Here is a 17,422-nt window from a genome sequence, read left to right as displayed (position 1 = left end):
TGTCGTGGCTAAAGAAAAATTTGAACGTAACAAACCGCACGTCAACGTTGGCACCATCGGTCACGTTGACCACGGTAAAACCACTCTGACTGCTGCTCTGACTCGCGTTTGCTCCGAGGTTTTCGGTTCGGCTAAAGTCGACTTCGACAAAATCGACAGCGCGCCAGAAGAAAAGGCTCGTGGTATCACCATCAACACTGCTCACGTAGAGTACGACTCTTCTGTTCGTCACTACGCGCACGTTGACTGCCCAGGTCACGCCGACTACGTCAAAAACATGATCACTGGTGCTGCCCAGATGGACGGCGCGATCCTGGTTTGCTCGGCTGCCGATGGCCCGATGCCACAAACTCGTGAGCACATCCTGCTGTCCCGTCAGGTTGGCGTTCCGTACATCGTTGTCTTCCTGAACAAGGCTGACATGGTTGACGACGCTGAGCTGCTGGAACTGGTCGAGATGGAAGTTCGCGACCTGCTGAGCACCTACGACTTCCCAGGTGATGACACTCCAATCATCATCGGTTCGGCTCTGATGGCTCTGAACGGCCAAGACGACAACGAAATGGGTACTTCGGCTGTCAAGAAGCTGGTTGAGACTCTGGACAGCTACATCCCAGAGCCTGAGCGTGCTATCGACAAGACCTTCCTGATGCCAATCGAAGACGTGTTCTCGATCTCCGGTCGTGGCACCGTGGTAACTGGTCGTGTTGAGCGTGGTATCGTTCGCATCCAGGAAGAAGTTGAAATCGTTGGTCTGCGTGACACCACCAAGACCACTTGCACCGGCGTTGAAATGTTCCGCAAGCTGCTGGACGAAGGCCGTGCTGGTGAGAACTGCGGCGTTCTGCTGCGTGGCACCAAGCGTGACGACGTTGAGCGTGGTCAGGTTCTGGCCAAGCCAGGCACCATCAAGCCTCACACCAAGTTCGTAGCTGAAGTCTACGTTCTGAGCAAGGAAGAGGGTGGTCGTCACACTCCTTTCTTCAAAGGCTACCGTCCTCAGTTCTACTTCCGTACTACTGACGTAACCGGTAACTGCGAACTGCCAGAAGGCGTTGAGATGGTGATGCCAGGTGACAACATCCAGATGGAAGTCACCCTGATCAAGCCAATCGCAATGGAAGACGGTCTGCGTTTCGCCATTCGTGAAGGCGGCCGTACCGTTGGTGCTGGCGTCGTTGCAAAAATCATCGCCTAATAAGCGATAGGTTGAAGAAGCCCCCGCCTAGCGGGGGCTTTTTTATTGGGTTGACACTATTCTGAAGCGTCTATAGAATTGCGCCTCCTTTAAACGGGCGTATTGCGCTCGTCGGGATAGCAATCGGAGTCTGGAATCCAATGCAAAATCAGCAAATCCGTATCAGGTTGAAGGCTTTTGACCATCGCCTGATCGACCAATCTACCCAGGAAATCGTGGAAACCGCGAAACGTACTGGGGCACAGGTGCGTGGTCCTATTCCACTGCCTACCCGTAAGGAGCGGTTCACCGTTCTGGTTTCTCCGCACGTCAACAAAGACGCGCGCGACCAGTACGAAATCCGCACTCATAAGCGCGTCCTGGACATCGTCCAGCCAACGGATAAAACCGTTGACGCTCTGATGAAGCTTGATCTTGCGGCTGGCGTGGAAGTGCAGATCAGCCTCGGCTAAGACTTGGGTCTTGGTCGTGTAACGCTCTGAAATGGGCGGCCATAGCGGGTGAAAGCCCCGTACACTCATGAGGTTTACAACATGACTATTGGTGTAGTCGGTCGTAAGTGCGGTATGACCCGCATTTTTACCGAAGAAGGTGTCTCTATTCCGGTTACGGTCATTGAGATCGAGCCGAATCGCGTCACTCAGTTCAAAACTGAAGAAACTGATGGCTACCGTGCAGTGCAAGTCACTGTTGGTGAGCGTCGTGCTTCGCGCGTGACTGCTGCTCAGGCAGGTCACTTCGCCAAGGCGAACGTTGCCGCAGGTCGTACCGTTCTTGAATTCCGTCTTGAAGAAGGCGAGTACAAGGCTGGTGATCTGATCAACGCCGAAATCTTCGCTGCTGGTCAACTGGTCGACGTGACCGGTCAGTCCAAAGGTAAGGGTTTCGCGGGTACTATCAAGCGCTGGAATTTCCGCGGTCAAGATAACACCCACGGTAACTCCGTCTCCCACCGCGTCCCGGGCTCTATCGGCCAGTGCCAGACTCCTGGTCGTGTATTCAAGGGCAAGAAAATGTCCGGTCATATGGGCGCTGAGCGCGTGACCGTGCAATCCCTTGAAGTAGTGCGCGTGGACGCTGAACGCAATCTGTTGTTGGTCAAGGGCGCTGTTCCTGGCGCTACTGGCGGCAACCTGGTTGTACGTCCGGCAGCCAAGGCTCGCGGTTAAGGGGAAGCTGACATGCAATTAAATGTAAATGACGCTCAAGCCATCGAAGTTTCCGAACTGACATTTGGCGGCGAGTTCAACGAGACCCTGGTGCACCAGGCAGTCGTCGCCTACATGGCTGGCGGTCGTCAGGGCAGCAAGCAGCAAAAAACCCGTTCCGACGTCTCTGGTGGCGGTAAGCGCCCATGGCGTCAGAAAGGTACTGGCCGTGCTCGTGCCGGTACTATCCGTAGCCCGCTGTGGCGCGGCGGCGGTACCACTTTTGCTGCTCGTCCTCAGGATCACTCCCAGAAGCTCAACAAGAAGATGTACCGCGCAGCTCTGCGCTCCATCCTCGCTGAGCTGGTTCGTACCGACCGTCTGGTCGTGGTTCAGGACTTCGCTGTCGAAGCGCCGAAAACCAAGGACCTGCTGGGTAAACTGAACGGTCTGGGTCTGACCGACGTGCTGATCGTTTCCGACGCCGTTGACCAGAATCTGTACCTGGCTGCTCGCAACCTGCCCCACGTCGATGTGCGTGACGTGCAAGGTTCCGATCCGGTCAGTCTGATCGCATACGACAAGGTTCTGATTACCGTGTCGGCCGTGAAGAAATTCGAGGAGCTGCTGGGATGAACCAGGAACGCGTATTTAAAGTTCTGCTTGGCCCGCATGTTTCCGAGAAGGCCACAGTTCTGGCTGACAAGAAAGGTCAGTTCGTTTTCAAGGTTGCTACTGATGCAACCAAGCTGGAAATCAAGAAGGCCGTTGAAGTTCTGTTCGGCGTGAAAGTAGAGCGCGTGACTACCCTGAACGTTCTGGGTAAAAGCAAGCGCACTGCTCGCGGTCTGGGCAAACGCAATGACTGGAAGAAGGCAGTTATCTCCCTTCAGCCAGGCCAAGATCTCGATTTCAGCAGCAGTGCTGAGTAAGGAAGGGGTGCATCATGGCAATCGTTAAATGCAAACCGACTTCCCCTGGCCGCCGTTTCGTGGTCAAGGTGGTCAACCAGGGGCTGCACAAAGGCGCTCCTCACGCACCGCTGCTCGAGAAAAAATCGAAGTCTGGTGGTCGTAACAACAATGGTCGCATTACCACTCGTCACATCGGTGGTGGCCACAAGCAGCATTACCGTCTGGTCGACTTCCGTCGCAACGACAAGGATGGCATCGCTGCCATCGTTGAGCGTATCGAATACGACCCGAACCGTACTGCTCACATCGCCCTGCTGCGTTATGCAGATGGCGAGCGTCGCTACATCATCGCCCCTAAAGGCGTGAGTGCAGGCGACCAGCTGATCTCCGGTGCCCTGGCCCCAATCAAGGCCGGTAACACCCTGCAGCTGCGCAACATCCCGGTTGGTAGCACCATTCACGCTATCGAACTGAAGCCTGGCAAAGGTGCCCAGATCGCTCGTTCCGCTGGTGCTTCGGCTCAGCTGGTCGCTCGTGACGGCGTCTACGTGACCCTGCGTCTGCGCTCCGGCGAAATGCGCAAGGTTCTGGCCGAGTGCCGTGCGACCCTGGGTGAAGTCTCGAACTCCGAGCACAGCCTGCGTTCGCTGGGTAAAGCTGGTGCCAAGCGCTGGCGTGGCGTTCGCCCAACCGTTCGTGGTGTTGCCATGAACCCGGTTGACCACCCACATGGTGGTGGTGAAGGTCGTACCTCCGGTGGTCGTCATCCGGTATCGCCATGGGGCTTCCCAACCAAGGGTGCTAAAACCCGTGGTAATAAGCGTACCGACAAAATGATCGTCCGTCGTCGCAAGTAAATAGAGGGATACGACAGTGCCACGTTCTCTGAAAAAAGGTCCTTTTATTGATCTTCACCTACTGAAGAAGATCGAAGTGGCGGCGGAAAAGAACGATCGCAAACCAGTTAAGACCTGGTCTCGTCGTTCGATGATCCTGCCACAAATGGTCGGTCTGACCATCGCAGTACACAACGGCCGTCAGCACGTACCGGTTCTGGTAAGTGAAGATATGGTTGGCCATAAACTGGGCGAGTTTGCCGGTACCCGTACTTATCGCGGGCACGTGGCTGACAAGAAAGCCAAGCGTTAAGGGGTAAGGAACGATGGAAGTAGCCGCTAAGTTGTCGGGCGCTCGAATCTCCGCCCAGAAAGCCCGCTTGGTCGCCGACCAGATCCGCGGGAAGAAGGTGGGCGAAGCGCTCAACCTGTTGGCTTTCAGCAGTAAGAAAGCCGCTGAGATCCTGAAAAAATTGCTGGAGTCGGCCGTAGCCAACGCCGAGCATAACGAAGGCGCAGACGTTGATGACCTGAAGGTCTCGACTGTTTTCGTCAACGAAGGGCGTTCGCTGAAGCGCATCATGCCACGTGCCAAAGGCCGTGCTGATCGCATCGTCAAGCGGTCTTGCCATATCACTGTCAAGGTTGCTGACAAGTAACGGAGTCGAAGAGATGGGTCAGAAAGTACATCCCATTGGCATTCGCCTGGGAATCGTCAAGGAGCACACCTCCGTCTGGTACGCAGACGGTCGCACTTATGCAGACTACCTGCTGGCAGATCTGCAAGTGCGTGAGTACCTCCAGGACAAACTAAAAAGCGCGTCCGTTAGCCGTATTGATATTCATCGTCCGGCTCAGACAGCACGCATCACCATCCACACCGCTCGTCCCGGCATCGTGATCGGCAAGAAGGGTGAGGATGTTGAGAAACTGCGTCAGGACCTGACCAAGCAAATGGGTGTGCCTGTGCACATCAATATCGAAGAGATCCGCAAGCCGGAGCTCGACGGTATGCTGGTTGCCCAGAGCGTTGCTCAGCAGCTGGAGCGTCGTGTCATGTTCCGTCGCGCCATGAAGCGCGCCGTACAGAACGCTATCCGCATTGGTGCCAAAGGTATCAAGATTCAGGTTAGCGGTCGTCTCGGCGGTGCTGAAATCGCACGTACTGAATGGTATCGCGAAGGTCGTGTGCCTCTGCACACCCTGCGTGCCGACATCGACTATGCCACTTACGAAGCGCACACCACTTACGGTGTGATCGGTGTAAAGGTTTGGATCTTCAAAGGCGAAGTAATTGGTGGTCGCCAGGAAGAGCTGAAGCCGCAAGCACCAGCGCCTCGTAAAAAAGCTGCCAAGTAAGGGGTACGCCAAATGTTGCAACCAAAGCGTACGAAGTTCCGCAAGCAAATGACCGGCCACAACCGTGGTCTGGCTCTGCGCGGTAGCAAAGTCAGCTTCGGCGAGTTCGCGCTGAAAGCTGTAGCCCGCGGTCGTCTCACCGCCCGTCAGATCGAGTCGGCACGTCGTGCCCTGACCCGTCACGTAAAACGTGGCGGCAAGATCTGGATCCGTGTGTTCCCGGACAAGCCGGTTACCAAGAAGCCTCTCGAAGTGCGGATGGGTAAAGGTAAGGGTTCGGTTGAATACTGGGTTGCCCAGATCCAGCCAGGCAAAGTCCTGTACGAGATCGAGGGTGTTTCTGAAGAGTTGGCGCGTGAGGCTTTTGCCCTGGCTGCTGCGAAGCTGCCACTTGCCACCTCCTTTGTTAAGCGGACGGTGATGTGATGAAAGCGAATGAACTTCGTGAAAAATCAGCACAGCAACTGAACGAGCAACTGCTCGGCTTGCTGCGCGACCAGTTCAATCTGCGCATGCAGAAAGCAACTGGCCAGTTGGGGCAGTCGCACCTGCTCTCGCAAGTTAAGCGTGACATCGCTCGCGTGAAAACTGTGCTCAACCAGCAGGCAGGTAAGTGATCATGGCTGAAGCTGAAAAAACCGTCCGCACGCTGACTGGCCGTGTCGTCAGCGACAAGATGGACAAGACCATCACCGTATTGATCGAGCGTCGCGTAAAGCACCCGATCTACGGTAAATACGTTAAGCGTTCGACTAAGCTGCACGCGCATGACGAAACCAATCAGTGCCATATCGGCGACAAGGTCACTATTCGTGAAACTCGTCCGGTAGCCAAGACCAAGTCCTGGGCACTGGTTGAAATCGTCGAACGCGCTGTGGAAGTCTAAGGGCTAGGGGTCGGAGAAATTATATGATTCAGACTCAATCCATGCTCGATGTGGCCGATAACAGCGGCGCTCGCCGCGTTATGTGCATCAAGGTGCTGGGTGGCTCCCATCGTCGTTACGCTGGTATCGGTGACATCATCAAAGTTACCGTCAAGGAAGCCATTCCTCGCGGTAAAGTGAAGAAAGGCCAGGTGATGACTGCTGTTGTAGTCCGCACCCGTCACGGCGTTCGCCGTGCAGACGGTTCGATCATTCGCTTCGATGGTAACGCTGCTGTTCTGTTGAACAACAAGCAAGAGCCGATCGGCACCCGTATCTTCGGGCCAGTGACTCGTGAACTTCGCGGTGAGAAGTTCATGAAGATCGTCTCGCTCGCCCCTGAAGTGCTGTAAGGAGATCCGACATGCAAAAGATTCGTCGTGACGACGAGATCATCGTGATCGCCGGCAAAGACAAAGGTAAGCGCGGTAAGGTGCTGAAGGTCCTCGCTGACAACCGTCTGGTTGTTGGTGGTGTGAACCTGGTGAAGCGTCATACCAAGCCGAACCCGATGTCGGGCGTTCAGGGCGGTATCGTCGAGAAAGAAGCGCCTCTGCACGCTTCCAACGTCGCCATTTTCAACGGCGAAACCAACAAGGCTGACCGCGTTGGTTTCAAAGTAGAAGACGGCAAAAAAATTCGTGTCTTCAAGTCGACCCAAAAAGCGGTTGATGCTTGAACACTGCTAGGTAGAAGACCATGGCACGACTGAAAGAGATTTACCGGAAGGATATCGCTCCCAAGCTTAAGGAAGAACTTAAGCTGGCGAACGTGATGGAAGTTCCGCGCGTTACCAAAATCACCCTGAACATGGGTCTGGGCGAAGCGGTCGGTGACAAGAAAGTCATCGAGCACGCTGTTGCTGACCTGGAAAAGATCACCGGTCAAAAGGCCGTTGTGACTTTCGCTCGCAAGTCGATTGCAGGTTTCAAGGTTCGTGAAGGTTGGCCGATTGGCGTGAAGGTTACTCTGCGCCGTGATCGTATGTACGAATTCCTGGATCGTCTGCTGTCGATCTCCCTGCCTCGGGTTCGCGACTTCCGCGGCCTGAATGCCAAGTCCTTCGATGGTCGTGGCAACTACAGCATGGGCGTGAAAGAGCAGATCATTTTCCCGGAAATCGATTACGACAAGATCGATGCTCTGCGCGGTCTGGACATCACCCTGACCACCACTGCCAAGAACGACGACGAAGGCCGCGCACTGCTGCGTGCTTTCAAGTTCCCGTTCCGTAACTGATTGGAGTCCGGATAATGGCCAAGACGAGCATGAAAAACCGTGAGCTGAAGCGTCAGCTCACCGTTGCCAAGTACGCCAAGAAGCGTGCCGAGCTGAAAGCTATCATCGTTGATCTGAACGCAAGTCCAGAAGCGCGTTGGGAAGCTACCGTAGCTCTGCAGAAGCAACCACGTGACGCCAGCGCTTCGCGCCTGCGTAACCGTTGCCGCCTGACTGGTCGTCCGCACGGCGTTTACCGCAAGTTCGGCCTCGGCCGTAACAAGCTGCGTGAAGCTGCCATGCGTGGTGACGTACCAGGTCTGGTGAAAGCTAGCTGGTAACACGTATCTCGACAACGGCGCCCGGTGGTTCTACCGCTGGTCGCTGGATGTTGCGAGACTGAATCAAGCCCCTTATGGGGCTTGATTCATTTCTGGGGGAAGACTAGAATTGCCGGCTCGCCTGAGCCCGTGTTTTTCTCTGCCCGGTTGTCTCGGCGAAATGTAGTAGCCGGAAGGCTAATTTTATCTGTATCAGGAGCGTCTAGCCCATGAGTATGCAGGACCCGTTAGCGGACATGCTAACTCGTATCCGTAATGCCCAGATGGCTGAAAAGCCCGTTGTGAGCATGCCATCTTCCAAGTTGAAGGTAGCTGTAGCCAAAGTTCTCAAAGACGAAGGTTACATTGCGGGTTATCAGGTCAGCAGTGAAGTCAAACCTTCGCTGTCCATTGAGCTGAAATATTTCGAAGGCCGTCCGGTCATCGAAGAAGTCAAACGCGTCAGCCGTCCAGGCCTGCGTCAGTACAAGTCCTCCGATGATCTGCCAAAAGTACGTGGCGGCCTCGGTGTGTCTATCGTCTCCACCAACAAAGGTGTGATGACTGATCGTGCTGCGCGCGCTGCCGGTGTCGGCGGCGAAGTGCTTTGCACTGTGTTCTAAGGGGGGATAACTATGTCACGCGTAGCGAAGAACCCCGTTAAGCTGCCATCGGGCGTCGAGATCAAACTCGCCGGCCAGCTGCTTTCCATCAAGGGCGCCAAAGGCACCCTCGAACTGAATGTCCACTCGTCCGTTGAAGTCGTTGAAGAAGCTGGTGAGCTGCGTTTTGCTGCTCGCAATGGCGATCAACAGACTCGCGCAATGGCCGGTACCACTCGCGCACTGGTCAATAACATGGTCCAGGGCGTTAGCCAAGGCTTCGAGCGCAAGCTCCAGCTGGTAGGTGTTGGTTACAAGGCTCAGGTAAAAGGCTCCGTCCTGAACCTGGCGCTTGGCTTCTCGCACCCAGTGGATTACGAATTGCCGAATGGCATCACCGCTGAGACTCCTAGCCAGACCGATATCCTGATTCGTGGTATCGACAAGCAGCTGGTTGGTCAGGTGGCCGCTGAGATCCGCGACTTCCGCCGTCCTGAGCCTTACAAAGGCAAAGGTGTGCGTTACGCAGACGAAGTCGTCCGTCGTAAAGAAGCCAAGAAGAAGTAGGGCATAGCAAATGACCGTCAAAAAAGTTACCCGACTGCGTCGCGCTCGCAAAGCACGCCTGAAAATGCACGAACTCGAAGTCGTTCGTCTCTGCGTGCACCGCTCTTCGCAGCACATCTATGCCCAGGTCATTTCGGCCGACGGCAGCAAAGTCCTGGCAAGCGCTTCGACTTTGGACAAAGAACTGCGTGATGGTGCCACTGGCAACATCGACGCGGCCACTAAGGTTGGCAAGCTGGTTGCTGAGCGCGCTAAAGCCGCTGGCGTATCGCAAGTTGCCTTCGACCGTTCTGGCTTCAAGTACCACGGCCGTGTCAAGGCGCTGGCTGATGCTGCTCGTGAAGGCGGGCTGGAGTTCTAAGTTATGGCAAATAACGATCAAAAACGCGACGAAGGCTACATCGAGAAGCTGGTTCAGGTTAACCGCGTTGCCAAGACCGTCAAAGGCGGTCGTATCTTCACCTTCACCGCGTTGACCGTGGTAGGTGATGGCAAGGGCCGTGTAGGCTTTGGCCGTGGCAAGTCCCGCGAAGTGCCTGCCGCCATCCAGAAAGCGATGGAAGCTGCTCGTCGCAACATGATTCAGGTTGACCTGAACGGCACCACTCTGCAGTACGCTACCAAGTCTGCTCATGGCGCCTCCAAGGTCTACATGCAGCCTGCTTCGGAAGGTACCGGTATCATCGCCGGTGGCGCGATGCGTGCTGTTCTGGAAGTTGCTGGTGTTCAGAACGTCCTGGCCAAGTGCTACGGCTCGACTAACCCTGTAAACGTGGTTCACGCCACTTTCAAGGGTCTGAAGGCTATGCAGTCTCCTGATTCCATCGCTGCCAAACGTGGCAAGCGCGTTGAGGAGATCATCTGATCATGGCTACCGTAAAAGTAACGCTGATCAAGAGCGTCGCTGGCCGTCTGCCTAACCACAAACTGTGCGTTAAGGGTCTGGGTCTGCGTCGCATCGGTCACACCGTAGAAGTCCAGGATACTCCCGAGAATCGCGGGATGATCAACAAGGCTTACTACCTGCTGCGCGTCGAGGGTTAATCGATGAAACTCAATGATCTGAGTCCAGCTCCGGGTTCCCGTCCCGTGAAGCATCGTCCAGGCCGTGGTATCGGTAGTGGCCTGGGCAAGACCGGTGGCCGTGGTCACAAAGGTCAGACTTCCCGTTCCGGTGGCACCATTGCCCCTGGTTTCGAGGGTGGTCAACAGCCTCTGCATCGCCGTCTGCCCAAGTTCGGTTTCGTTTCCCTGAAAGCCATGGACCGCGCAGAAGTGCGTCTGTCCGAGCTGGCCAAAGTGGAAGGCGACGTCGTAACTGTACAGACCCTGAAAGATGCCAACGTGATCAACCAGAACGTTCAGCGTGTGAAAATCATGCTGTCGGGCGAAGTTACTCGCGCTGTCACTATCAAGGGAATCGCCGTCACCAAAGGTGCACGTGCGGCTATCGAAGCAGCTGGCGGCAAGTTCGAGGAATAAATGGCTAAGCAAGGTGCTCTCTCAGCGCTCAGCAAAGGCGGACTGTCCGAGCTCTGGGCTCGACTGCGTTTTCTGTTCCTGGCGATTATCGTCTATCGGATCGGTGCGCATATCCCAGTGCCTGGTATCAATCCGGACCGGCTGGCGGAACTGTTTCGACAGAATGAGGGGACCATTCTTAGCTTGTTCAACATGTTCTCCGGTGGCGCACTGGAGCGGATGAGCATCTTTGCATTGGGGATCATGCCGTACATTTCGGCATCGATCATCATGCAGCTGATGACCGCCGTCAGTCCGCAGCTGGAGCAGTTGAAGAAGGAAGGTGAAGCTGGCCGTCGCAAGATCAGCCAGTACACCCGCTATCTCACCGTCATCCTGGCTCTGGTTCAAGCTGTCGGCATGTCCGTCGGCCTGGCCGGTCAGGGTGTGGCGTTCGCTGCAGACTTCGGCTTCCACTTCGTGGCCGTTACCACCTTCGTGGCTGGTGCGATGTTCATGATGTGGCTGGGTGAGCAGATTACCGAGCGTGGTGTTGGTAACGGTATCTCGATGTTGATCTTCGCAGGTATCGTTGCTGGTCTTCCGAGGGCAATCGGGCAGTCTTTCGAGTCTGCACGTCAGGGCGATATCAACATTTTCGCGCTGGTTGCCATCGGTTTGCTGGCGGTAGCGATCATCGGTTTCGTGGTGTTCATTGAGCGTGGCCAGCGTCGTATTGCTGTGCACTACGCCAAGCGTCAGCAGGGCCGCAAGGTCTTCGCTGCACAGACCAGCCACTTGCCGCTGAAAGTGAACATGGCTGGTGTGATCCCGGCCATTTTTGCAAGCAGCATTCTGCTGTTCCCGGCTTCGCTGGGTTCCTGGTTCGGTCAGTCTGAAGGTTTGGGCTGGTTGCAGGACCTTTCGCAGTCGATCGCTCCTGGTCAGCCGTTGAACATTCTGCTGTTTAGTGCAGGGATCATTTTCTTCTGCTTCTTCTATACGGCGTTGATGTTCAATCCGAAAGACGTAGCGGAAAACCTGAAAAAGTCCGGTGCCTTTATTCCGGGCATTCGTCCAGGCGAGCAGTCGGCGCGCTACATTGATGGCGTTTTGACCCGTTTGACCCTGTTCGGTGCTCTTTATATGACGGCCGTTTGCTTGCTTCCCCAGTTCCTGGTGGTGGCTGCCAACGTTCCGTTCTACCTTGGCGGGACCTCGTTGCTGATCGTGGTCGTGGTTGTGATGGACTTCATGTCGCAAGTACAATCGCACCTCGTTTCGCACCAGTATGAATCCCTGATGAAGAAAGCCAACCTGAAGGGCTACGGCGGCAGCGGCATGCTGCGCTGAGAGACCCATAAGGTTCGAGGAGTTGGTGATGAAAGTTCGTGCATCGGTGAAAAAGCTGTGCCGTAACTGCAAAATTATTCGCCGCGAAGGTGTTGTTCGAGTAATTTGCAGCGCGGAACCACGTCATAAGCAGCGCCAAGGCTGATTGTGAGCTGTGCTTAAGCCCAGCAGCTAGTGTGCTGCTGGGTTGATTAATTGTTACTACAGCGATATTATCTCGCGCCCTATTTCTTGGCTTCCGGGGCGTAGGTAGCTGTCAACTGGAGTCCCACTGAATGGCCCGTATTGCAGGCGTTAACATTCCAGATAACAAGCATACTGTTATCTCGCTGACCTACATCTATGGTGTTGGTCGCACTACTGCACAGAAAATCTGTGCAGATGCCGGCGTAAACCCGGCTGTAAAAATCAAGGATCTGAGCGACGAGCAGATCGAACAGCTGCGTGGCGAAGTGGCGAAGATCACCACTGAAGGTGACCTGCGTCGCGAAATCAACATGAAAATCAAGCGCTTGATGGACTTGGGCTGCTACCGCGGTCTGCGTCACCGTCGCGGTCTGCCAGTACGCGGTCAGCGTACCAAGACCAACGCACGTACTCGCAAAGGTCCGCGTAAGCCGATCCGCAAGTAATCGCTCCAGCGTTTCGACAGGAAATTAGTCATGGCAAAACCTGCTGCTCGTCCTCGTAAAAAAGTTAAAAAGACAGTGGTTGATGGCATCGCCCACATCCATGCGTCTTTTAACAACACCATCGTCACCATTACCGATCGTCAAGGTAACGCCCTGTCCTGGGCTACCTCCGGCGGTTCGGGTTTCCGTGGTTCGCGTAAGTCCACCCCGTTCGCTGCTCAGGTAGCTGCCGAGCGTGCTGGTCAAGCCGCGCTGGAATACGGTCTCAAGAACCTCGACGTCAACGTCAAGGGTCCAGGCCCAGGTCGTGAGTCCGCTGTTCGCGCTCTGAACGGCTGTGGCTATAAGATCGCCAGCATCACCGACGTGACACCAATCCCGCACAACGGGTGCCGTCCGCCGAAGAAGCGCCGCGTGTAATCCAGGAGACTGTAAGAAATGGCTCGTTACATTGGTCCAAAATGCAAACTTGCTCGTCGTGAAGGCACTGACCTTTTCCTGAAGAGCGGTGTGCGCGCACTCGAATCCAAGTGCAACATCGAAGCAGCCCCAGGTATCCACGGCCAGCGCCGTGGCCGTCAGTCCGACTACGGCACCCAGCTGCGTGAAAAGCAAAAAGTACGTCGTATCTACGGTGTTCTCGAGCGTCAGTTCAGCGGCTACTACAAGCAAGCCGCTAGCAAGAAAGGTGCAACCGGTGAAAACCTGCTGCAACTGCTCGAATGCCGTCTGGACAACGTTGTATACCGCATGGGCTTCGGCTCGACTCGTGCTGAATCCCGTCAACTGGTTTCGCACAAGTCGATCAGCGTCAATGGTCAGACTGTAAACATTCCTTCGTACCAAGTACGTGCCGGCGACGTTGTTGCTGTCCGTGAAAAGGCGAAGAACCAGCTGCGTATTGGCCAGGCTCTTGAACTGTGTGCCCAACGTGGCCGCGTAGAATGGGTAGACGTAGACACTGAGAAGAAGTCGGGCGTTTTCAAAAGCGTTCCTGCTCGCAGTGATCTATCCGCCGACATCAACGAAAGCCTGATTGTCGAGCTCTACTCCAAGTAAGGGCTAGAAAATAGGTGCATCCATGCAGATTTCGGTAAATGAGTTTCTGACACCACGTCACATCGACGTTCAGGTTGTCAGTCCAACCCGCGCCAAGATTACGCTCGAGCCTCTCGAGCGTGGTTTCGGCCATACCCTGGGCAATGCGTTGCGTCGCATCTTGTTGTCCTCCATGCCCGGCTGTGCAGTAGTCGAGGCCGAGATCGACGGTGTACTCCACGAGTACAGCGCGATCGAAGGTGTACAGGAAGACGTCATTGAAATCCTGTTGAACCTCAAAGGCCTGGCTATCAAGCTGCACGGTCGAGACGAAGTTACGCTGACCTTGTCGAAAAAGGGTTCGGGGGTGGTTACCGCTGCCGATATTCAGCTGGATCATGATGTCGAGATCGTTAACCCCGATCACGTAATCGCTAACCTGGCGTCCAACGGCGTCCTGAACATGAAGCTCACCGTAGCTCGTGGTCGTGGTTATGAGCCGGCCGACTCGCGTCAGAGCGATGAAGACGAAAGCCGTAGCATTGGCCGTCTTCAGCTGGACGCTTCGTTCAGCCCGGTCCGTCGTATCGCATACGTGGTGGAAAACGCCCGTGTCGAACAGCGTACCAACCTGGACAAGCTGGTTATTGATCTGGAAACCAACGGTACTCTGGATCCTGAAGAGGCTATCCGCCGTGCTGCAACCATTCTGCAACAGCAGTTGGCTGCGTTCGTCGACCTCAAAGGTGACAGTGAGCCTGTTGTAATCGAACAGGAAGACGAGATCGATCCGATCCTGCTTCGTCCGGTTGACGATTTGGAACTGACCGTGCGTTCGGCCAACTGCCTGAAGGCGGAGAACATCTACTACATCGGTGATCTGATTCAGCGCACCGAAGTAGAGCTGTTGAAAACTCCGAACCTGGGCAAGAAGTCCCTGACTGAAATCAAGGACGTTTTGGCCTCCCGCGGTTTGTCACTCGGCATGCGCCTCGACAACTGGCCGCCGGCAAGTCTTAAGAAGGACGACAAGGCCACGGCCTGATCGTCGTAATCACCGAACGCGAGTTTGGTAAGGAATGAACCATGCGTCATCGTAAAAGTGGTCGTCACCTGAGCCGCACCAGCGCGCACCGCAAGGCCATGTTTCAAAACATGGCAGTGTCGCTGTTCGAGCACGAGCTGATCAAAACTACCCTGCCAAAAGCCAAAGAACTGCGCCGCGTTGCCGAGCCGCTGATCACTCTGGCCAAGGAAGACAGCGTTGCCAACCGTCGTCTGGCTTTCGACCGTACTCGTTCGAAGTCCGCTGTAGGCAAACTGTTCAACGATCTGGGCAAGCGCTATGCAACCCGTCCGGGTGGCTACCTGCGTATCCTGAAGTGCGGTTTCCGCGCTGGCGACAACGCGCCAATGGCGTACGTCGAGCTGGTTGATCGTCCAGTCGGTGCTGCTGCTGTAGATGCCGAGTAAGACGTCAGTCTGATCACAAGAAACCGGGCCTAGTGCCCGGTTTTTTGTTGTCTGTAGATTGGTAATTGCTATCAACGTTTAACAAGCAATCAATTTACCCTTGTAACGAATATGGACAATACTCTTCCTCAAGCCGTTTAAACGGATGCTTCAATGCCTGAGGAGGATTACCGATGAGCCAGACCAAGACCCTTACCACCGCAAGCGGCGCACCTGTTGCTGACAACCAGAACTCTCGCTCGGCAGGCCCTCGCGGCCCATTGTTGCTCGATGACTTCCACCTGATCGAGAAGCTCGCGCATTTCAACCGTGAGAACATCCCTGAGCGCCGTGTACACGCCAAAGGCTCGGGCGCGCATGGCACCTTTACGGTTACCCGCGACATCACTCAGTACACCAGCGCCAAGCTGTTCGAGGCGGTGGGCAAGCAGACCCCGATTTTCCTGCGTTTTTCTACTGTCGGTGGCGAGCGTGGCTCGGCCGACACAGAGCGTGACCCACGCGGCTTTGCGCTGAAGTTCTACACCGAAGAAGGCAACTGGGACATCGTCGGCAACAATACGCCGGTGTTCTTCATTCGTGACCCGCTCAAATTCCCGGACTTTATCCACACTCAGAAGCGCTTGCCGCAAAGTAACCTGAAAAGCGCGCAGATGATGTGGGACTTCTGGTCGCATTCGCCTGAGGCGCTGCACCAGGTCACTATTCTGTTTTCCGATCGCGGCATCCCGGATGGCTACCGCCATATGCACGGCTTCGGCAGCCATACCTACAGCCTGATCAGCGCTGCCGGTGAGCGGCATTGGGTGAAATGGCACTACAAGACCAGACAAGGCATCAAGAACCTTGCGCCGGCCGATGCTGCACGCATTGCCGGTACCGATCCTGACTACGCACAGCGCGATCTGTTCGAAGCCATTGAGCGCGGTGATTTCCCGAAATGGCAGGTCTGCATCCAGATCATGACCGAACAACAGGCCAATCAGCATCACGAGAACCCGTTCGACGTGACCAAGACCTGGTCGCAGAAGGAGTTCCCGCTGATCGAGGTCGGTGAGCTGGAGCTGAACCGCAACCCGCTGAACTATTTTGCCGAGGTCGAGCAGGCGGCATTTGGACCGAGCAACATGGTTCCAGGCGTTGGTCTGTCGCCAGACCGTATGCTGCAGGGCCGCGTGTTTGCCTATGCCGACGCGCATCGCTACCGGGTAGGCACCAACCATCAGCACCTGCCCATCAATGCGGCCAAGAGCCCAGTGAACACCTATCAGCGCGATGGCGCCATGGCCTATGGTGACAACGGTGGCGCCGCTCCGAATTACGAGCCCAACAGCTATGGCGATGCCCCTAAGCAGGCGCCGCGTTACGCAGAGCCGGCGCTGGCGCTCAGTGGCGCTGCGGACCGTCATGATCACCGTGAGGACACTGACTACTACAGCCAGGCCGGCAAGCTGTTCAACCTGATGAATGATGAGCAGAAAGCGTTGCTGATCAACAACATTGCCGGCGCCATGGCCGGGGTCAGCAGCGACGTTGTGCAGCGCCAGCTACAGCACTTCTACAAGGCTGACCAGGCTTATGGTGAAGGCATTGCCAAGGCGTTGGGTGTAACCGTTAGCTAAGTAATAGTGATAAACAGAACCGCCCTCATTTGGGCGGTTTTTCGCTTCTTGATAACCGATTTTCACTGCTTTTTATCGTTTTATTGCGCGAATGGCCGTGACCTCAAGAGAGGCTTGGTTCAAACTACAGCCTTTCTGTAGGGAGTAGTTTGGCGATGCAAGGCCATCCAGACGTCATTGATTACCTCAATACTTTGCTCACCGGCGAACTTGCTGCGCGTGACCAGTATTTCATTCACTCGCGCATGTACGAAGACTGGGGCTTCACCAAGCTCTACGAGCGCATCAATCATGAGATGGAAGAGGAGGCGCAGCACGCCGATGCGTTGATGCGCCGGATTCTCATGCTTGAAGGCACTCCGCGCATGCGCCCGGACGATCTGGATGTCGGTACGACTGTACCGGAGATGCTGGCCAGCGACCTGCGCCTGGAATACAAAGTGCGTGCTGCGCTGTGTAAAGGCATTGAGCTGTGCGAAAAGCACGGTGACTACATCAGCCGCGACATCCTGCGCCTGCAACTGGCCGATACCGAGGAAGATCACACCTACTGGCTGGAAAAACAGCAAGGCCTGATCAAATCCATCGGCCTGCAGAACTACCTGCAGTCGCAGTTCTGACAGGCAGTAAATCATTAAAAAGCCCCTGCACATTGCTGTGACAGGGGCTTTTTTATTGGACTGCAAGCTATAAGCGGCAAGCTGCAAGAAAGTGCGGTGTTGCTTCTGCTTGCAGCTTATAACTTGAAGCTTGTAG

At 55.5% G+C, this 17,422-nt stretch carries 31 protein-coding genes; all 31 read left to right on the top strand.

Translation table 11 applies throughout. The features are described from left to right. The first annotated feature begins 4 nt into the window (after window positions 1–4). A complete protein-coding gene (gene tuf / locus NRB16_RS17370; RefSeq protein WP_045484144.1) occupies window positions 5–1,198 on the top strand; it encodes an elongation factor Tu in 1,194 nt (397 codons plus the stop codon). Window positions 1,199–1,338: 140 nt separating this feature from the next. After that, window positions 1,339–1,650, top strand: coding sequence for a 30S ribosomal protein S10 (gene rpsJ, locus NRB16_RS17365; RefSeq protein ID WP_003186070.1), 312 nt, complete (start codon window positions 1,339–1,341; stop codon window positions 1,648–1,650). Window positions 1,651–1,731: 81 nt separating this feature from the next. Next, complete coding sequence (gene rplC, locus NRB16_RS17360; RefSeq protein WP_045484141.1) at window positions 1,732–2,367, top strand: 50S ribosomal protein L3; 636 nt, start codon at window positions 1,732–1,734, stop codon at window positions 2,365–2,367. 12 nt (window positions 2,368–2,379) lie between these two features. Then, entirely contained in the window at window positions 2,380–2,982 is a 603-nt protein-coding gene (rplD, locus tag NRB16_RS17355; protein WP_045484138.1) for a 50S ribosomal protein L4, read from the top strand. Further along, on the top strand, window positions 2,979–3,278 hold the full coding sequence (gene rplW, locus NRB16_RS17350; protein ID WP_045484135.1) for a 50S ribosomal protein L23: 300 nt from the start codon (window positions 2,979–2,981) through the stop codon (window positions 3,276–3,278). Before rplD ends, rplW begins: the two co-directional genes overlap by 4 nt. 14 nt (window positions 3,279–3,292) lie before the next feature. Further along, window positions 3,293–4,117, top strand: coding sequence for a 50S ribosomal protein L2 (gene rplB / locus NRB16_RS17345; protein ID WP_045484132.1), 825 nt, complete (start codon window positions 3,293–3,295; stop codon window positions 4,115–4,117). A 16-nt stretch (window positions 4,118–4,133) separates the two neighbouring features. Beyond that, window positions 4,134–4,409: a 30S ribosomal protein S19 gene (rpsS, locus tag NRB16_RS17340; protein WP_004883670.1), complete on the top strand. Its 276-nt coding sequence runs from the start codon at window positions 4,134–4,136 to the stop codon at window positions 4,407–4,409. A 13-nt stretch (window positions 4,410–4,422) separates the two neighbouring features. Next, complete coding sequence (rplV, locus tag NRB16_RS17335) at window positions 4,423–4,755, top strand: 50S ribosomal protein L22 (RefSeq protein ID WP_045484127.1); 333 nt, start codon at window positions 4,423–4,425, stop codon at window positions 4,753–4,755. Between the two features lie 13 nt (window positions 4,756–4,768). Beyond that, window positions 4,769–5,455: a 30S ribosomal protein S3 gene (gene rpsC / locus NRB16_RS17330; protein WP_045484124.1), complete on the top strand. Its 687-nt coding sequence runs from the start codon at window positions 4,769–4,771 to the stop codon at window positions 5,453–5,455. A gap of 12 nt (window positions 5,456–5,467) precedes the next feature. Then, window positions 5,468–5,881, top strand: a complete 414-nt coding sequence (rplP, locus tag NRB16_RS17325) for a 50S ribosomal protein L16 (protein WP_009397508.1) — start codon at window positions 5,468–5,470, stop codon at window positions 5,879–5,881. Further along, window positions 5,881–6,072: a 50S ribosomal protein L29 gene (gene rpmC / locus NRB16_RS17320; protein ID WP_002555481.1), complete on the top strand. Its 192-nt coding sequence runs from the start codon at window positions 5,881–5,883 to the stop codon at window positions 6,070–6,072. Before rplP ends, rpmC begins: the two co-directional genes overlap by 1 nt. 2 nt (window positions 6,073–6,074) lie before the next feature. Continuing rightward, complete coding sequence (gene rpsQ, locus NRB16_RS17315) at window positions 6,075–6,341, top strand: 30S ribosomal protein S17 (RefSeq protein ID WP_045484121.1); 267 nt, start codon at window positions 6,075–6,077, stop codon at window positions 6,339–6,341. A gap of 23 nt (window positions 6,342–6,364) precedes the next feature. Next, the gene (gene rplN / locus NRB16_RS17310; protein ID WP_045484118.1) at window positions 6,365–6,733 is read left to right on the top strand and encodes a 50S ribosomal protein L14; all 369 of its coding nucleotides are present in this window, start codon (window positions 6,365–6,367) and stop codon (window positions 6,731–6,733) included. 11 nt (window positions 6,734–6,744) lie between these two features. After that, complete coding sequence (rplX, locus tag NRB16_RS17305; protein WP_045484115.1) at window positions 6,745–7,059, top strand: 50S ribosomal protein L24; 315 nt, start codon at window positions 6,745–6,747, stop codon at window positions 7,057–7,059. Window positions 7,060–7,079: 20 nt separating this feature from the next. Continuing rightward, window positions 7,080–7,619, top strand: coding sequence for a 50S ribosomal protein L5 (rplE, locus tag NRB16_RS17300; protein ID WP_045484112.1), 540 nt, complete (start codon window positions 7,080–7,082; stop codon window positions 7,617–7,619). A gap of 14 nt (window positions 7,620–7,633) precedes the next feature. Next, window positions 7,634–7,939 (top strand): 30S ribosomal protein S14, encoded by a 306-nt coding sequence (gene rpsN / locus NRB16_RS17295; protein ID WP_045484107.1) that lies wholly within the window; start codon window positions 7,634–7,636, stop codon window positions 7,937–7,939. A gap of 209 nt (window positions 7,940–8,148) precedes the next feature. Continuing rightward, the gene (gene rpsH, locus NRB16_RS17290; protein ID WP_045484105.1) at window positions 8,149–8,541 is read left to right on the top strand and encodes a 30S ribosomal protein S8; all 393 of its coding nucleotides are present in this window, start codon (window positions 8,149–8,151) and stop codon (window positions 8,539–8,541) included. A gap of 12 nt (window positions 8,542–8,553) precedes the next feature. Continuing rightward, a complete protein-coding gene (rplF, locus tag NRB16_RS17285; protein WP_045484102.1) occupies window positions 8,554–9,087 on the top strand; it encodes a 50S ribosomal protein L6 in 534 nt (177 codons plus the stop codon). A gap of 10 nt (window positions 9,088–9,097) precedes the next feature. Beyond that, window positions 9,098–9,448 (top strand): 50S ribosomal protein L18, encoded by a 351-nt coding sequence (rplR, locus tag NRB16_RS17280; protein WP_002555473.1) that lies wholly within the window; start codon window positions 9,098–9,100, stop codon window positions 9,446–9,448. A 3-nt stretch (window positions 9,449–9,451) separates the two neighbouring features. Continuing rightward, window positions 9,452–9,952 (top strand): 30S ribosomal protein S5, encoded by a 501-nt coding sequence (gene rpsE / locus NRB16_RS17275; RefSeq protein WP_045484099.1) that lies wholly within the window; start codon window positions 9,452–9,454, stop codon window positions 9,950–9,952. 2 nt (window positions 9,953–9,954) lie between these two features. Then, complete coding sequence (gene rpmD, locus NRB16_RS17270; protein ID WP_045484089.1) at window positions 9,955–10,131, top strand: 50S ribosomal protein L30; 177 nt, start codon at window positions 9,955–9,957, stop codon at window positions 10,129–10,131. 3 nt (window positions 10,132–10,134) lie between these two features. Beyond that, the gene (gene rplO, locus NRB16_RS17265; protein ID WP_045484086.1) at window positions 10,135–10,569 is read left to right on the top strand and encodes a 50S ribosomal protein L15; all 435 of its coding nucleotides are present in this window, start codon (window positions 10,135–10,137) and stop codon (window positions 10,567–10,569) included. Then, entirely contained in the window at window positions 10,570–11,901 is a 1,332-nt protein-coding gene (gene secY / locus NRB16_RS17260) for a preprotein translocase subunit SecY (protein WP_045484083.1), read from the top strand. Between the two features lie 28 nt (window positions 11,902–11,929). After that, a complete protein-coding gene (gene rpmJ / locus NRB16_RS17255; RefSeq protein ID WP_002555468.1) occupies window positions 11,930–12,046 on the top strand; it encodes a 50S ribosomal protein L36 in 117 nt (38 codons plus the stop codon). 130 nt (window positions 12,047–12,176) lie between these two features. Then, window positions 12,177–12,533, top strand: coding sequence for a 30S ribosomal protein S13 (rpsM, locus tag NRB16_RS17250; RefSeq protein ID WP_045484080.1), 357 nt, complete (start codon window positions 12,177–12,179; stop codon window positions 12,531–12,533). Between the two features lie 30 nt (window positions 12,534–12,563). Next, window positions 12,564–12,953 carry a 30S ribosomal protein S11 gene (gene rpsK / locus NRB16_RS17245; protein WP_002555466.1) on the top strand — a complete coding sequence of 130 codons (390 nt, stop codon included), beginning with the start codon at window positions 12,564–12,566 and terminating at the stop codon, window positions 12,951–12,953. Between the two features lie 18 nt (window positions 12,954–12,971). Then, a complete protein-coding gene (rpsD, locus tag NRB16_RS17240; RefSeq protein WP_045484076.1) occupies window positions 12,972–13,592 on the top strand; it encodes a 30S ribosomal protein S4 in 621 nt (206 codons plus the stop codon). A gap of 22 nt (window positions 13,593–13,614) precedes the next feature. Then, window positions 13,615–14,616, top strand: a complete 1,002-nt coding sequence (locus NRB16_RS17235) for a DNA-directed RNA polymerase subunit alpha (RefSeq protein ID WP_045484073.1) — start codon at window positions 13,615–13,617, stop codon at window positions 14,614–14,616. Between the two features lie 41 nt (window positions 14,617–14,657). Further along, entirely contained in the window at window positions 14,658–15,044 is a 387-nt protein-coding gene (rplQ, locus tag NRB16_RS17230) for a 50S ribosomal protein L17 (RefSeq protein ID WP_045484071.1), read from the top strand. A gap of 173 nt (window positions 15,045–15,217) precedes the next feature. Next, entirely contained in the window at window positions 15,218–16,666 is a 1,449-nt protein-coding gene (locus tag NRB16_RS17225) for a catalase (protein ID WP_253117956.1), read from the top strand. 155 nt (window positions 16,667–16,821) lie between these two features. Then, window positions 16,822–17,286: a bacterioferritin gene (bfr, locus tag NRB16_RS17220; RefSeq protein WP_045484066.1), complete on the top strand. Its 465-nt coding sequence runs from the start codon at window positions 16,822–16,824 to the stop codon at window positions 17,284–17,286. The last annotated feature ends 136 nt before the right edge of the window (window positions 17,287–17,422 follow it).

Source organism: Pseudomonas sp. LJDD11 (genome assembly GCF_024584215.1).
In the GTDB taxonomy this organism is placed as follows: domain Bacteria; phylum Pseudomonadota; class Gammaproteobacteria; order Pseudomonadales; family Pseudomonadaceae; genus Aquipseudomonas.
This window is presented reverse-complemented; position numbering and strand designations above follow the sequence as displayed.

What these genes read in the sequence shown, in the direction of transcription:
- rpsJ (WP_003186070.1), top strand. Translation starts at nt 1,339, where the DNA reads ATGCAAAATCAGCAAATCCGTATCAGGTTGAAGGCTTTTGACCATCGC.
- rplC (WP_045484141.1), top strand. Translation starts at nt 1,732, where the DNA reads ATGACTATTGGTGTAGTCGGTCGTAAGTGCGGTATGACCCGCATTTTT.
- rplD (WP_045484138.1), top strand. Translation starts at nt 2,380, where the DNA reads ATGCAATTAAATGTAAATGACGCTCAAGCCATCGAAGTTTCCGAACTG.
- rplW (WP_045484135.1), top strand. Translation starts at nt 2,979, where the DNA reads ATGAACCAGGAACGCGTATTTAAAGTTCTGCTTGGCCCGCATGTTTCC.
- rplB (WP_045484132.1), top strand. Translation starts at nt 3,293, where the DNA reads ATGGCAATCGTTAAATGCAAACCGACTTCCCCTGGCCGCCGTTTCGTG.
- rplV (WP_045484127.1), top strand. Translation starts at nt 4,423, where the DNA reads ATGGAAGTAGCCGCTAAGTTGTCGGGCGCTCGAATCTCCGCCCAGAAA.
- rpsC (WP_045484124.1), top strand. Translation starts at nt 4,769, where the DNA reads ATGGGTCAGAAAGTACATCCCATTGGCATTCGCCTGGGAATCGTCAAG.
- rplP (WP_009397508.1), top strand. Translation starts at nt 5,468, where the DNA reads ATGTTGCAACCAAAGCGTACGAAGTTCCGCAAGCAAATGACCGGCCAC.
- rpmC (WP_002555481.1), top strand. Translation starts at nt 5,881, where the DNA reads ATGAAAGCGAATGAACTTCGTGAAAAATCAGCACAGCAACTGAACGAG.
- rpsQ (WP_045484121.1), top strand. Translation starts at nt 6,075, where the DNA reads ATGGCTGAAGCTGAAAAAACCGTCCGCACGCTGACTGGCCGTGTCGTC.
- rplN (WP_045484118.1), top strand. Translation starts at nt 6,365, where the DNA reads ATGATTCAGACTCAATCCATGCTCGATGTGGCCGATAACAGCGGCGCT.
- rplX (WP_045484115.1), top strand. Translation starts at nt 6,745, where the DNA reads ATGCAAAAGATTCGTCGTGACGACGAGATCATCGTGATCGCCGGCAAA.
- rplE (WP_045484112.1), top strand. Translation starts at nt 7,080, where the DNA reads ATGGCACGACTGAAAGAGATTTACCGGAAGGATATCGCTCCCAAGCTT.
- rpsN (WP_045484107.1), top strand. Translation starts at nt 7,634, where the DNA reads ATGGCCAAGACGAGCATGAAAAACCGTGAGCTGAAGCGTCAGCTCACC.
- rpsH (WP_045484105.1), top strand. Translation starts at nt 8,149, where the DNA reads ATGAGTATGCAGGACCCGTTAGCGGACATGCTAACTCGTATCCGTAAT.
- rplF (WP_045484102.1), top strand. Translation starts at nt 8,554, where the DNA reads ATGTCACGCGTAGCGAAGAACCCCGTTAAGCTGCCATCGGGCGTCGAG.
- rplR (WP_002555473.1), top strand. Translation starts at nt 9,098, where the DNA reads ATGACCGTCAAAAAAGTTACCCGACTGCGTCGCGCTCGCAAAGCACGC.
- rpsE (WP_045484099.1), top strand. Translation starts at nt 9,452, where the DNA reads ATGGCAAATAACGATCAAAAACGCGACGAAGGCTACATCGAGAAGCTG.
- rpmD (WP_045484089.1), top strand. Translation starts at nt 9,955, where the DNA reads ATGGCTACCGTAAAAGTAACGCTGATCAAGAGCGTCGCTGGCCGTCTG.
- rplO (WP_045484086.1), top strand. Translation starts at nt 10,135, where the DNA reads ATGAAACTCAATGATCTGAGTCCAGCTCCGGGTTCCCGTCCCGTGAAG.
- secY (WP_045484083.1), top strand. Translation starts at nt 10,570, where the DNA reads ATGGCTAAGCAAGGTGCTCTCTCAGCGCTCAGCAAAGGCGGACTGTCC.
- rpmJ (WP_002555468.1), top strand. Translation starts at nt 11,930, where the DNA reads ATGAAAGTTCGTGCATCGGTGAAAAAGCTGTGCCGTAACTGCAAAATT.
- rpsM (WP_045484080.1), top strand. Translation starts at nt 12,177, where the DNA reads ATGGCCCGTATTGCAGGCGTTAACATTCCAGATAACAAGCATACTGTT.
- rpsK (WP_002555466.1), top strand. Translation starts at nt 12,564, where the DNA reads ATGGCAAAACCTGCTGCTCGTCCTCGTAAAAAAGTTAAAAAGACAGTG.
- rpsD (WP_045484076.1), top strand. Translation starts at nt 12,972, where the DNA reads ATGGCTCGTTACATTGGTCCAAAATGCAAACTTGCTCGTCGTGAAGGC.
- NRB16_RS17235 (WP_045484073.1), top strand. Translation starts at nt 13,615, where the DNA reads ATGCAGATTTCGGTAAATGAGTTTCTGACACCACGTCACATCGACGTT.
- rplQ (WP_045484071.1), top strand. Translation starts at nt 14,658, where the DNA reads ATGCGTCATCGTAAAAGTGGTCGTCACCTGAGCCGCACCAGCGCGCAC.
- NRB16_RS17225 (WP_253117956.1), top strand. Translation starts at nt 15,218, where the DNA reads ATGAGCCAGACCAAGACCCTTACCACCGCAAGCGGCGCACCTGTTGCT.
- bfr (WP_045484066.1), top strand. Translation starts at nt 16,822, where the DNA reads ATGCAAGGCCATCCAGACGTCATTGATTACCTCAATACTTTGCTCACC.